This window comes from Croceitalea rosinachiae (assembly GCF_031846445.1).
Taxonomy (GTDB): domain Bacteria; phylum Bacteroidota; class Bacteroidia; order Flavobacteriales; family Flavobacteriaceae; genus Croceitalea; species Croceitalea rosinachiae.
In genome coordinates this window covers 850,239-863,413 of the sequence record NZ_JAVRHR010000001.1, presented here as the reverse complement: position 1 = coordinate 863,413, position 13,175 = coordinate 850,239, and the positions used below count along the sequence as shown (strand labels likewise).

Genomic DNA, 13,175 nt, shown 5'->3' with positions numbered 1-13,175 from the left:
GATAGGTTTCATGATTATTCGTTATGAGGGATTACCCTTTAACGCTCGCAGCCAAATACTCACGATTCATTCGTGCAATATTCTCCAACGAAATTCCTTTAGGGCACTCTACTTCGCATGCACCAGTATTGGTACAGTTACCAAACCCTTCCAGGTCCATTTGTTTCACCATGTTCAATACGCGGTCTGCGGCTTCTACCTGGCCTTGTGGCAATAGGGCGAACTGTGAAACTTTAGCTGAAGTGAATAACATAGCGCTGGCATTTTTGCACGCTGCAACGCAGGCACCACAACCGATGCAGGTGGCTGCATTGAATGAAGCATCAGCAGCATCCTTTTCAATAGGGATTGCGTTTGCGTCTACTGGGCGACCAGAGGTGTTTACTGAAATATAACCCCCAGCTTGTTGTATTCTATCGAATGCAGTTCTGTCTACAATTAAATCTTTAATTACTGGAAAAGCCTTTGCTCTCCATGGTTCAATAACAATGGTATCACCATCATTAAAACTGCGCATATGCAATTGGCAAACCGTAATGAGAGAATCTGGTCCATGGGGGCGGCCGTTGATCATTAACGAACAAGTACCACATATGCCTTCTCTACAGTCATGGTCAAACTCGATGGCTTCTTCACCTTTAGCAATTAAATCTTCATTTAGAATGTCGAGCATTTCTAAAAAAGACATATCGCTTTCAACATTGTCAAGTGTATAGTTGACCATGCTTCCTTTAGAGGAAGCATTTTTTTGACGCCAAATCTTTAAATATAATTTCATCTGTAATTTTTTAAGTTTTAAATATGTCAGATGTAATTCGCCAATAACCCAAATTCAAAGATTGAGAACTTAAGAGTGGCTCATTTCATAGCAATATTATTTGTAAGAGCGTGTTTTTAATTTAATGTTTTCATAGACTAAATCTTCTTTATGGAGCTTAGCCTTACTTGGTTCAGGATTATATTCCCATGCAGAAACAAATTTGAAATTTTCATCATCACGCAGGGCCTCTCCTTCTGGGGTTTGATATTCTTCTCTAAAATGACCTCCACAAGATTCATTTCTTTCGAGGGCATCTTTAGCAAATAACTCGCCTAATTCTAAAAAGTCCGCCACTCGACCAGCTTTTTCCAATTCTTGGTTTTTAGCATCGGCCTCACCAGGTATTTTTACATTTTCCCAAAAATCAGCGCGTAATTCAGCTATTTCTTTCATGGCTTCTTTTAAGCCTTTTTCATTTCTCGCCATCCCACATTTATTCCACATGATTTTACCCAATTTCTTGTGGTAATAATCAACAGAATTAACACCCTTTGCTGACATTAGTTTTGAAATTCTATCTCGAACATTTTGTTCCGCCTTATCGAATTCAGGACTTTCAGTTGAGATGGGCCCTGTTCTAATATCATGTGATAATTGGTCACCAATGGTATATGGTAACACAAAATAACCATCTGCCAGACCTTGCATTAAAGCAGAAGCACCCAATCGGTTGGCGCCATGATCACTAAAATTGGCTTCGCCAGCGGCATAACAACCTGGAATGGTAGTTTGTAGATTATAATCAACCCAAAGACCTCCCATCGTGTAATGAACGGCCGGATAAATCATCATCGGGGTTTTGTACGGATTTTGATCTACAATTTTTTCATACATCTGAAATAGGTTTCCATATTTGGCCTCGACCACTTTTTCTCCTAATTCTCGGATTGTATTGTCATCAGGATTTTTCATGCCTGAAGTCAACGCTTTTTCGCGACCATAACGCATTATGGCAGCCGAAAAGTCTAAATAAACGGCCTCTCCCGTTTTATTTACACCAAAACCGGCATCACAACGTTCTTTTGCAGCTCTTGAAGCTACATCGCGAGGCACCAAATTTCCAAAGGCAGGATAACGGCGTTCCAGATAGTAATCGCGATCTTCTTCCTTTAGTTCGGTCGGTTTTAGTTTTCCTTGTTGAATGGCTTTTGCATCATTAATATTTTTAGGAACCCAAATACGACCATCATTACGCAATGATTCTGACATCAAAGTTAATTTCGACTGATGGTCACCTGAAACAGGAATACAGGTTGGGTGAATTTGGGTAAAACATGGATTTGCAAAATGAGCACCACGTTTATGTGCTTTCCAAGCTGCCATTACATTGGCACCCATACAATAGGTGGAAAGGTAAAACAGGTTTCCGTATCCGCCTGTGGCCAAAACCACGGCATGACCTGAATGTCTTTCGATTTCGCCGGTCACCAAGTTTCGAGCAATAATCCCTCTTGCTTTTCCGTCTACCAAAACCAAATCCAACATTTCATGTCGTGTGTACGATTTGATTTTTCCACGTTGTATTTGACGGTTCATTGCAGCATAAGCTCCAAGTAAAAGTTGTTGTCCAGTTTGGCCTTTAGCATAAAAAGTTCTTGAAACCAAAACCCCACCAAAAGAGCGGTTGTCTAAAAGACCGCCATATTCACGCGCGAAAGGGACTCCTTGAGCCACACACTGATCAATGATACTTGTTGAAACTTCGGCCAAGCGATGCACATTGGCTTCTCTAGAACGATAATCACCACCTTTGATAGTATCGTAAAATAAACGGTAAACACTATCGCCATCACCTTGATAGTTTTTGGCGGCATTGACCCCACCTTGTGCAGCAATAGAGTGGGCGCGTCTTGGAGAATCTTGATAACAAAACGTTTTTACATTATAACCTAACTCAGCTAAAGTAGCCGCAGCTGAGCCACCAGCAAGACCAGTGCCAACAACAATGATGTCAATATTTCGTTTATTGGCCGGATTGACCAAGTCAATTTCGTTTTTATGTTTTGTCCATTTATCGGCCAATGGGCCAGATGGAACTTTAGAATCCAATATTCCCATAATTAATGTGTAATTGGGTTAAGGTGGTGGTATATAGCAATAAATGCAAAAGCCAAAGGAACAACCACGGCGAATAGTTTTGTAAAAGATTTTATTGCCGGAGTGTATTTGTTGTTAACACCCATGCTCTGGAATGACGATTGAAAACCGTGCCATAAGTGAAGGCTCAGCAATATAAAAGAAACTACATAAATAATAGTTCTCCAAAAAGGGGCGAATTTTTCTACGGTCTCCGCATAGTAACGAGTTGGGTCTTCAGGATTCGCTTCAATATATTTATAGGCCATTTCATGAACCCAGAAATCATAAAAATGCAATCCTAAGAAAGCAAGAATAACCAAACCGGAATATATCATATTACGTGATACCCAGGGCGCATTAGCACTACCTTGATATTTTGCATAGCTAATGCCCCGAGCCGCTCTATTTTGAGCCTCGAGCACAAAGCCCATGACAAAATGAACAATGACTCCAATAATCAAAATTGGTTGCATGGCATATTGAATTATGGGGTTGTAACCCATAAAATGTGAAGCTTCATTGAAAAAATCAGGTGAAATTACCGAGGCAAGGTTAATGGTAACGTGCAATACAAGAAAAATCACTAAAAAAAGCCCTGAAAGTGCCATTACTACTTTTCGAGCAAGTGAAGATTTTATCAATCCACTCATTAGTATTTGGTTTTGCCAACAAATTTAAAGCACAGGCTAGTTTTTAACAAGCTTTCAACAAGGCAATCCAGCTTATTTAGAAACATTATAAGCAAGTAAAGAAAACGTTTGAGTAAAGCCTTTATATAGCGCTGTTCATATAAATGATTCTTAAACAAAAGACATTGTTAACTCACTATGAAATTTTAAGGATCACTAGTTGAATTCTAAATTTTTGCCCGATATTGACTTCTTATTCGAAAACTGTCGTGAACTAAATATGGATATTGCCCTACTTTCGTTAAGCTTAAATGTGCACTCCACCAGAAGAATTGCTCAAGAGGCGGAAAAACTTGGACATTATGTTGAATTAATAGACCATACCAAATGTTCTGTTAAGCTAGGCGATGGAAAGCCAAAAATTTTTTTAGGAGAAGAAGATGTCACCAATGAATTTGATGCGATTATCCCAAGAATTGGCGCCAAAGTGACTCGACATGGCGCTGCTATCGTCAAGCAGTTTGAAATGAACGGTGTTTTTAGCACAGCACGTTCTTTAGGAATCACAAGGGCAAGAAACAAGGTGCGCACGCTTCAAATAATGGCACGAAAAGGAATTCCGATACCTGAAACCTTATTTTCCATCAATCCTGATAACATTGGTGAACAGATTCGATTGTTAGGCGGCCCACCAGTCATTATTAAATTACAAGAAGGAACTCAAGGTTTAGGGGTAATTTTGGCAGAAAGCAAAAAATCTGCCAAGTCCATTATTGACACTTTTTATAAAATGGACACCAGTATTTTGCTGCAAAAATATGTTGAAGAGGCCAATGGAGAAGATATTCGAATTATTGTTGTAGGCCGGAAGGTAGTTGCAAGTATGAAAAGAAAGAGTGAGATAGACGAATTTCGCTCTAATGTCCATCGTGGGGGCCAAACAGAAGCTATAGAGCCAACACAACGCGAAAAGCATATAGCCTTGAATGCAACAAAATATTTGGGCCTTGGTGTTGCAGGGGTAGACTTAATGCGATCAAGAACGGGCCCTGTTTTGATTGAAGTGAACGCATCACCTGGGTTAAAAGGCATAGAGGCTGCCACAGGGGTTAACGTTGCAAAACACATTATTCAATTTGTTGAAAAAAATGCGCTTAGGAAAAGAAAAAAATAAAACCATTGTCATCAATGGAGATGAGATATTGCCAGGGCAAAGAAAACTGGTAAAAATCAATATATCCCGCCTGCCAACAGGGACATTGATTGATATTCCTGTTCATGTTTTCAATTCAAAAAAAGTTGGCCCTACCATTTTACTTCAGGCTGGTTTGCATGGCGATGAAATAAATGGCGTTGAAACATTAAGAAAAATGTTGGAAAATGGGGATTTCAAAATTGATAAAGGAGCTGTGATTGTTGTTCCTATTCTAAATATTTTTGGATTTATTCATTTTTCTAGAGATGTGCCAGATGGAAAAGATGTTAACCGGAGCTTTCCTGGGAGAAAAACAGGCTCATTGGCAAGCAGAATTGCGTATCATTACACTAATGAAATTTTACCACAAATAGATTTTGGAATAGATTTACATACTGGCGGCGGTCAACGTCATAATTACCCTCAAGTTCGCTATACCTTAGATGATGAGATTAGTGAAAATATAGCAAATACATTTAATGCACCATTTTATTTTCCATCTAAATTGATAACGGGTTCTTTTAGAAAAGCGGCCCATAAAATGGGTAAACCAATTATTGTTTATGAAGCCGGTGAGAGCATGCGTTTTGATGATGAAGGTATTGAAAGGGCAATTGTAGGGATAAAAAATGTGCTCTCTAATTATGATATGCTATCTAAAACACTTGAATCACCAAAGACTGTCTCAGTCAGATTTCAATCAACAAAATGGGTAAGAGCATCAAGAGCAGGAATGTTTATTCCGATTGTGAAAAATGGTAGCGCAATTACAAAAAGTCAAGTATTAGGGGTCATTACTGATACTTTTGCTAAAAAAAGTAAGAAAATAAAATCCCCATTCGATGGTTACGTATTCTGTATTAACCACCAAGCTGTGGTTAATCAAGGGGATGCCTTATTTCATGTAGGTTCTTAGTCAGCTAGCTCTCTTTTCTTTTCAATTTTGGCTAAACTCCATCGTATGGCTTCCTCCAAATCAGTAAATTGTTTGATAGAGGTTTTGAAGAACATACGCTCCATTACTAAACTAGCAAAACTACCCTTGGTATTGCCAACAACAGAATAAAAGCTTAACCGATTTCTATTCGTATAAAATTTGACCCAGTCTTTTGGAACAACAAAGTAATCATTAACTCTGTTCGAAATATATGCGATTGGTAAATCTTCACCAAAAACATCATGGGCAGCATCAATGGCTTTTTTGCCCATTTCCCAACCAAAAGTGACACCTTCGTTGATTTCAGATATCACCAAACCATCGAAGAAATAAAAAGTACCAAATTGGTATTCTCTAATCTCTTTGATGTTCTTAAAAAAAGGTATACTCTTTACCCTTTTCATTGTGAAAAATTTAGTTTAGTTGGAAAAATAAATATAAGAATAATTGAGATATTATAGGTAAAGAAAAGGTAAGCTGATTATGGCGAAAATTCCTATAAATATTGCAGATTATATCATTTTCAATTTCTTACTTTTCCATATTCCTTAACTGAATTCCTAGTGCTTTTGTTGAAAGTTGGACTTCAATAAGCGATAGAATTAAAGACACCATTAAAAAGACAAGGCTTACTCCAAAAATGATATTTGCCCATACTTTAAATTCTACATAAACCAAAAACATAGTGACCGCTGCCAATAAAAAACTGATAATTGCCGTAGCTTGCATGTTTTTTATAATTTCTAATCGCTTACGCAAAGAATCAATCTGTTTTTTTAAGGGATTTTCCTCAGATTCCTGAAATTGTTTGTGCAATTGTCTAATTAAATTGGCAATGGCCAAATAACGCGCATTATAAGCAAGCATGGTCAATGAAATTGCAGGAAATAAAAGGGCTGGTATGCTTAAGGTAAGGTTCATCGCTTTATGAAATTCAATTTATTTTTGTTAAAGTGAAACTAGTGAAAATCAAAGCATCATTAATTGATAAAATGACAATTATATTATCAAAAAATTGTCAATCACATAAATATTATGTTTATTTATTGTTAAGTAACCATTAAAACAATAAACATGGAAGAGTATTTACCGTTGATTATTCAACTAGTTTCAGGTGCCGTTGGAGGAAATGTAGCAGGGAAACTATTACCAAAATTAAATTTAGGAACCCTAGGAAATTCGATTTCAGGAATTCTAGGTGGAGGACTAGGAGGCACGTTGCTTGGCATGCTTGGCTTAGGAACCGATGGAGGAATGGATATTGCTGGAATTATTGGCAGCATTGCTGGCGGCGGAGTAGGTGGTGGTGTAATTATGGCTATTATTGGCGCCATTAAAGGAGCCATTTCAAAATAATTAATTAACCAACTCTAAACTTTAGGGGGCTTGTATAAGCCCCTTTTTTATGATTTTATCTTTTTGCCAGATTCTAATTGTAACTCACTTTTTTTGAGTTGATCATTTAATTTTTGTACTTCAACTTTGATGAAAGTTTGAAACTTTTTCTCAGCGTTTTTTAGTCTTATATTTAGTATTTGATATACTTCACGTTGTTGGTCTGTTGGTTTGAAATCTGCTCCGAATCCGCCAATATCACTGGCTAAAGCACTTATTCGACCATATAATTTCATTGGGGAACGAAAAGCATCTTCTCGAGCACCGGTCAAATGAATATCGTATAAGGCTCCAACAATAGTTTCTGCATTGACTAGTAATCGGTTGGCTGTTTCAATATCTTTTTTGTCTTTTAATTGTGGCAGTATTTCTTGTAGTTCGGCTCGAATGTCTTCAATATCATTGATCATGGTAACCGCAAGGTTCATGGCATCACGAAGCTCCAATGAAAAAGTAACTTGGTCTTTAATATCAACAATTGTTCCTTCCGTACTTGGATCTTTTAACACGCTCAATTCTCTTATAAACTCTTTTTCTCCAATGATAAGTTTTACTTTATAATTATCGGGCACCACTCGCGGGCCAAATTGTCCACGCCATAAGTCTAAATCCCAGGTGACAAGGGGTCGCCAACCCTCGCCATTTAATTGCACCCAAGGCCTACCTGGAGGTGATGTTTTTAATTGAGGCTTATAGGTAGGCTCATAGCGCAGATCCCAAACGGTACGGTGCACTCCTTCAGAAGACTCTCCCTTCAAGGTTCTTATTACCTCATCTGATGAATTCAAAATTTGAATCTCAACTTTTTGGTCAGTGCTATCTTTTAAAAAGTAATTGATATAAGCACCGTAAGCTGGGTTTCTGCCAGAATTTAAGCTAGGCCCATCTGTTTTGATAGCCTGTTGGCTTTGAAAACGATACGCTTCTCGTAAACTAAATAAATGGGCAGCTTTATTATTAGACTCATCAAACTCTCTGAGAGCAGAAATGTCATCCAAAATATAATAGCCCCGGCCATAAGTGCCGATGACCAAATCATCAAAACGTTCTTGAATTTCTAACCAGTAAATAGGTGCTGGTGGCAGATTATTGCGGAGTCGCATCCAGTTTGCACCATCATCGTAGCTGAGGTATAGTCCATTATCTACCCCCAAGTAGAGCATGCCCTCTCTTTTTGGGTCCTCTTTGATAACATGAGCAAAACTATGGACGGACTTGGGAACACTTTCACTTATCTTTTTCCATGTTTTACCGTAATCTTCGGTTTTATATACGTAAGGGTCAAAATCACCCATTTGATGTAAATCTACCGTTATATAAACCGTTCCTTTTTGGTAACGTGAGGGTTCAATATTGGCAATGGTGCCCCATTTTGGTAAATCTGGGATGTTGTTTGTCATATTGGTCCAGCTTTTACCGCCATCTCTGGTCAGTTGTACTTGTCCGTCGTTACTGCCTGTCCAAATTACTCCAGGTTCTAAAGTGGATTCTTCAATACTAAATAAAGTGGCACCATCAAAAGTCATTAGATTATCTGTGGCAATACCGCCAGAACTTTGCTGATGGGTCTTATCATTTAAAGTCAAATCAGGGCTAATAACCTGCCAACTTTGACCATCATCATCACTTTTGTGCACAAATTGACTCCCTACATAAACCCGATGATTCATATGTGGCGAAAAAGACAGGGGAAAGTTCCAGTGCCAACGGTATTTTAGTTTTCCTGGTTCCCACCCGTAACCCGCCTCCGGCCAAACGCGAACATCACGAGCATGCCCAGTTCGGGCATCGTATCGTTGCAATCCCCCATCATAACAACCAGACCAAACAATATTATTGTCTAAGGGATCTGGTTGGGCGAATCCGCTTTCACAACCTCCCACCCCTTTCCATAAACCCAACGGAATGTAGCCTTGACGACTATTGCTCGGGCCCTTGTATGAGTACCCATCTTGCCTGTTGCCATAAACATTATAGGGAATTTGGTCATCAACTGAAACATGGTACATCTGTGCAATGGGCAATACAATTCTTTGGTATGATTTTCCTCGATTTGAGCTAATACTTGCCCCACCATCGTGAGCAACCATAATACGGTTGGCATTGGTAGGGTCCAACCAAATATCATGGTTGTCACCACCAGCACTATAACCAGATTTTAGCGTTTTACCGCCATCTTTGGAAACACTAAATTTTACCGAAGCAAAATAGAGTTCATTGGGGTCATCGGTGGAAACAGCCATTCTGGTATAATAAGGTGCACGTTCGTTAATATCGTGGTTTCGGGTTTGTAGTGTCCAGTTTTCTCCGAAATCTTCAGAACGGTACAACGCCGGACTATCAATTTCAAAAAGCGCATAAACGATATTAGGTTGTGAGTGTGAAATAGCGACAGCAGTTTTACCAACCGGATTTTCTACCCCTCCAGGAAGTCCATTTTCTGAAAGTGCTTTCCAATTCGCACCACCATCCATCGAGCGATAAATTCCGCCGCCTGCTCCGCCACTTCGCAATCCCCAAGTATTAATGTGTATAGACCACATGGCGACCATAAGTTGGTCAGGATTATTTGGGTTTAATGCCATATCTGCTGCACCAGTACCTTCATCAACAAATAAAATATGCTTCCAAGTTTTTCCGCCATCTGTTGTTTTGTAAACCCCTCGATCTTGTTGAGGGCCATAGGTATGACCTAATGCAGCTGCATAGACAATATCAGGATTTGTTGGATGTATTAGAATACGCCCAATACGCCCTGTTTTTTCCAACCCCATATTTTTCCATGTTTTTCCAGCATCTTCAGATTTATAGATGCCGTCGCCCATGGCATGGGCTGGGCGAATCACAAAGGTTTCTCCTGTACCGGCCCAAACAATATCAGGATTGGACGGTGTAATTGCCAATGAACCAATGGAAGAAGCCTCTTGGTCATCAAAAATGGGTTCCCAATTGATACCACCATCGGTCGTTTTCCATAAACCCCCCGAAGCAGCGCCGATATAAGTAATCATAGGATCGCTTTGCACTCCTGCAATGGCAATAGTTCGATTGCCCTCGGGGCCGATGAATCGGAAATCAAATTCTTTAAATGCGGATAAGTCGTTTTGCGCAAATATTGTCAAAGAAATTAGGGCAAAAAATAAGAGTAGCTTGAATTTCATAATGATGTTCGTTGGTTGGAAAACAGTTCTTAAATTTACGGAACCTAATACTTATTTTAATAAAGTGCTTTGTTATTTTGTCAGTTCGAGTGAAATTCTCAAAGAATTTAATATCGAGAACCTTTTAAAAATTAGCGCTTCTCGATACAAATTTTGTTAGTAAACTCTCAAAATTCACTCGAAGTGACTCCGAAAATTAGGCTACAATGCCATTAATTATAACTATGAAATATCACCAAATACCTAATCAACTTTTTATCAAAAACCGTAAAAAGTTTGTAACTCAAATGAAGCCAAAAAGTATAGCTGTCTTCAACTCTAATGATATTTATCCCATAAGTGCGGACAGTACGATGCCTTTTGAACAGCATAGTGATATCTTTTATTTGAGTGGGGCAGACCAAGAAGAAACCATTTTGTTGCTGTTTCCTGATGCAATAGAGACCAAACATAGAGAGATCCTTTTTGTCCGTGAAACTAATGCCCATATTGCGGTTTGGGAAGGGGCGAAGCTGACCAAAGAGCAAGCCACTAAAGTTTCGGGTATTCAGACCATTTATTGGTTGACAGATTTTGATAAGGTATTTTTTGATTTGATGACCGAAGCAGATACAGTCTATTTTAATACCAATGAACATTACCGTCAGGCCGTGGAGACGCAGACTCGTGAAGACCGTTTTATAATCAAGTGTAAGCAAGATTTTCCAGCACATCAATGGGCAAAAAGCAACCCTATTTTACAAGAGATTCGGGGGGTAAAAGAACCAGAAGAGTTGGAGCTGATGCAAACCGCTTGCAACATCACTGAAAAAGGATTTCGGAGATTATTGGGTTTTGTTAAACCCGGAGTTTGGGAATATGAAATTGAAGCGGAACTGTTACATGAATTTGTGCGTAACCGTTCAAAAGGGTTTGCCTACACGCCTATTATCGCCTCGGGGAACAATGCCAATGTCTTGCATTATATTGAAAACAATCAGCAGTGTCAAGATGGTGATTTGATATTGATGGATGTTGCAGCAGAGTACGCCAATTATTCCAGCGATTTAACGAGAACAATTCCCGTTAGTGGAAAATTTACCCAACGTCAAAAGGAGGTGTACAATGCGGTACTTAGAGTAAAAAATGAAGCAACCAAATTATTGATGTCCGGTGTTATTTGGGCTGAATACCATAAAGAGTGCGGTAAGTTGATGACCTCTGAGCTGTTCGGGTTAGGACTTTTGGATAAAGCCGATGTTCAAAATGAAAATCCTGATTGGCCGGCCTATAAAAAATACTTCATGCATGGTACCAGTCATCATATAGGTTTGGACACCCATGATTATGGAGCTTTAAAAACTCCAATGAAGACCAATATGGTCTTTACCGTAGAACCTGGTATTTATATTCCTGAGGAAGGTTTTGGCGTTCGCTTGGAAGATGATGTGGTTCTTCAAGATAGTGGCGAGCCGTTTAACTTAATGGCGAATATTCCTATTGAAGTTGAAGAAATAGAAGAGTTGATGAATTCTTGATAGTCATTTCGAACTGGCATATCGAGCGCAGTCGAGATAGAAGTGAGAAATCTCAAACATCCTTTTTTTTTAAAAGATTTCTCAATCGCTTTGCTCATATCGAAATGACGAACCATTTATTTACTTTTAGTATTAGCAATCAAAAAAGCAATCAAAGCCGGCAATACCCAACCCATTTGAAATTGGCTTAACGGAATCCAATTGGCAAAACCAGCAATCGATTCACCGAGACCCACACTGCCCAAAAAATCAGGAATGCTAAAAACAATCGTTGCCACAACCACCCAGCGAAACACCCTTTGTGAAGCGAATTTATCTGGAACAACGTTCAGCAATATCAACACAATGGTAATCGGATAAATAAACATTAGTGCAGGTACGGCAACAGCAATGATGTAATGAACATCAAACTGCCCCATTAAAATGCCCAAAACACATCCTACAATCGAAGTGATGAGATAGGCGTTTTTTGAGTTTTGGAATCGTCCTTTTACAAAGTCAGCGGTTCCTGCTACGATACCTACGGCTGTAGTAAAGCAAGCCAAGCTGACCAGAATACTTAAAAGGATATTGGCCGTATTGCCCAAAGTTTTAAGACTAAGACCACTTAGCAAAGCTGTGCGTGAAATATCTGAATCAAATTCATTGTGCATCAAAGCCCCGGTCAAGACCAAACCCGTATAGATTAAAAATAAACCTAGACCCGAGAACAATCCCGCTTTAGCGATGGCCTTTTTTTTCTGTTCATAAGGTATTTTATCATTTTTAAGGTTGATGGATATAATAATTACACCACCAACGACCACTGCCCCTATGGCATCAAAGGTTTGGTAACCTTCTAGAATTCCACTAGTAAAAGGACTGTCGAATTGTGATACGCCAAAATTGAACTCAAAGCCAAATATTGCTTGGGCTATGATGCAGACCAAAATAATGATAACGGCAGGAGTCAAAAGCTTACCAACAATGTCCAAGATTTTAGAACGGTTGATTACAAAGACAAAGACCAATATAAAATAGATAATACTGGTCAATAAAGAAGGAGAACCGAAAAAAGGCTCAATTCCCATTTCATGGGTCACCGATGCCGTTCTTGGTGACGGTAAACTTATAGATATGGCATACACTAAATAACAATAGACCAAACTAAATGTGGGCGAGACTTTCTTTGCAAAATCAAACATGGTGCCTTGAAGTTTAGCATGGGCCAAAATCCCAAAAATGGGAATCAAAACTGCTGAAAGACAAAACCCTAAAGTAACTAACCACCAGGTATCTCCTGATTTAAAACCAAGTTGTGGCGGCAGAATGAGGTTGCCAGCGCCAAAAAACAATGAAAAAAGTGCGAATGAGACTACAAGCACATTTCTTTTGGTAATCATAACCTAAAAAATATTTGGAAAGATAGGTCAAATTTGTATATTGAAATCGGCAACAGTTCG

11 protein-coding genes are annotated in these 13,175 nt (G+C 38.9%); 4 read left to right on the top strand and 7 right to left on the bottom strand.

Features of this window, described 5'->3' with window-relative positions:
* Nucleotides 1–31 precede the first annotated feature (31 nt).
* From RM706_RS03965 to RM706_RS03955, 3 genes are all read right to left on the bottom strand, one after another.
* Nucleotides 32–778: a succinate dehydrogenase/fumarate reductase iron-sulfur subunit gene (locus RM706_RS03965; protein WP_311349728.1), complete on the bottom strand. Its 747-nt coding sequence runs from the start codon at nucleotides 776–778 to the stop codon at nucleotides 32–34.
* A gap of 96 nt (nucleotides 779–874) precedes the next feature.
* A complete protein-coding gene (locus tag RM706_RS03960) occupies nucleotides 875–2,878 on the bottom strand; it encodes a fumarate reductase/succinate dehydrogenase flavoprotein subunit (protein ID WP_311349727.1) in 2,004 nt (667 codons plus the stop codon).
* A 2-nt stretch (nucleotides 2,879–2,880) separates the two neighbouring features.
* Nucleotides 2,881–3,549, bottom strand: a complete 669-nt coding sequence (locus RM706_RS03955) for a succinate dehydrogenase cytochrome b subunit (RefSeq protein WP_311349726.1) — start codon at nucleotides 3,547–3,549, stop codon at nucleotides 2,881–2,883.
* A gap of 199 nt (nucleotides 3,550–3,748) precedes the next feature.
* On the opposite strand from RM706_RS03955, the gene RM706_RS03950 reads away from it, so the two are divergent.
* Together RM706_RS03950 and RM706_RS03945 are read left to right on the top strand one after the other, a co-directional pair.
* Nucleotides 3,749–4,702: a RimK family alpha-L-glutamate ligase gene (locus tag RM706_RS03950; RefSeq protein ID WP_311349725.1), complete on the top strand. Its 954-nt coding sequence runs from the start codon at nucleotides 3,749–3,751 to the stop codon at nucleotides 4,700–4,702.
* Nucleotides 4,677–5,639, top strand: a complete 963-nt coding sequence (locus RM706_RS03945) for a succinylglutamate desuccinylase/aspartoacylase family protein (protein ID WP_311349724.1) — start codon at nucleotides 4,677–4,679, stop codon at nucleotides 5,637–5,639. Before RM706_RS03950 ends, RM706_RS03945 begins: the two co-directional genes overlap by 26 nt.
* On the opposite strand, the gene RM706_RS03940 is transcribed toward RM706_RS03945, so the two are convergent.
* Both RM706_RS03940 and RM706_RS03935 read right to left on the bottom strand, forming a co-directional pair.
* On the bottom strand, nucleotides 5,636–6,064 hold the full coding sequence (locus RM706_RS03940; RefSeq protein WP_311349723.1) for a hypothetical protein: 429 nt from the start codon (nucleotides 6,062–6,064) through the stop codon (nucleotides 5,636–5,638). The two genes, RM706_RS03945 and RM706_RS03940, sit on opposite strands and share 4 nt — an antisense overlap.
* Before the next feature lie 127 nt (nucleotides 6,065–6,191).
* The gene (locus tag RM706_RS03935; protein WP_311349722.1) at nucleotides 6,192–6,581 is read right to left on the bottom strand and encodes a DUF2721 domain-containing protein; all 390 of its coding nucleotides are present in this window, start codon (nucleotides 6,579–6,581) and stop codon (nucleotides 6,192–6,194) included.
* 153 nt (nucleotides 6,582–6,734) lie between these two features.
* Between RM706_RS03935 and RM706_RS03930 the strand changes: the two genes are divergently transcribed.
* On the top strand, nucleotides 6,735–7,016 hold the full coding sequence (locus tag RM706_RS03930; RefSeq protein ID WP_311349721.1) for a hypothetical protein: 282 nt from the start codon (nucleotides 6,735–6,737) through the stop codon (nucleotides 7,014–7,016).
* Nucleotides 7,017–7,063: 47 nt separating this feature from the next.
* On the opposite strand, the gene RM706_RS03925 is transcribed toward RM706_RS03930, so the two are convergent.
* Nucleotides 7,064–10,216, bottom strand: a complete 3,153-nt coding sequence (locus tag RM706_RS03925; protein ID WP_311349720.1) for a WD40/YVTN/BNR-like repeat-containing protein — start codon at nucleotides 10,214–10,216, stop codon at nucleotides 7,064–7,066.
* Nucleotides 10,217–10,440: 224 nt separating this feature from the next.
* Between RM706_RS03925 and RM706_RS03920 the strand changes: the two genes are divergently transcribed.
* Complete coding sequence (locus RM706_RS03920) at nucleotides 10,441–11,733, top strand: aminopeptidase P family protein (protein ID WP_311349719.1); 1,293 nt, start codon at nucleotides 10,441–10,443, stop codon at nucleotides 11,731–11,733.
* A 116-nt stretch (nucleotides 11,734–11,849) separates the two neighbouring features.
* Here the strand turns inward: RM706_RS03920 and brnQ are convergent, their stop codons facing one another.
* Nucleotides 11,850–13,115, bottom strand: a complete 1,266-nt coding sequence (gene brnQ, locus RM706_RS03915; RefSeq protein ID WP_311349718.1) for a branched-chain amino acid transport system II carrier protein — start codon at nucleotides 13,113–13,115, stop codon at nucleotides 11,850–11,852.
* Nucleotides 13,116–13,175 lie beyond the last annotated feature (60 nt).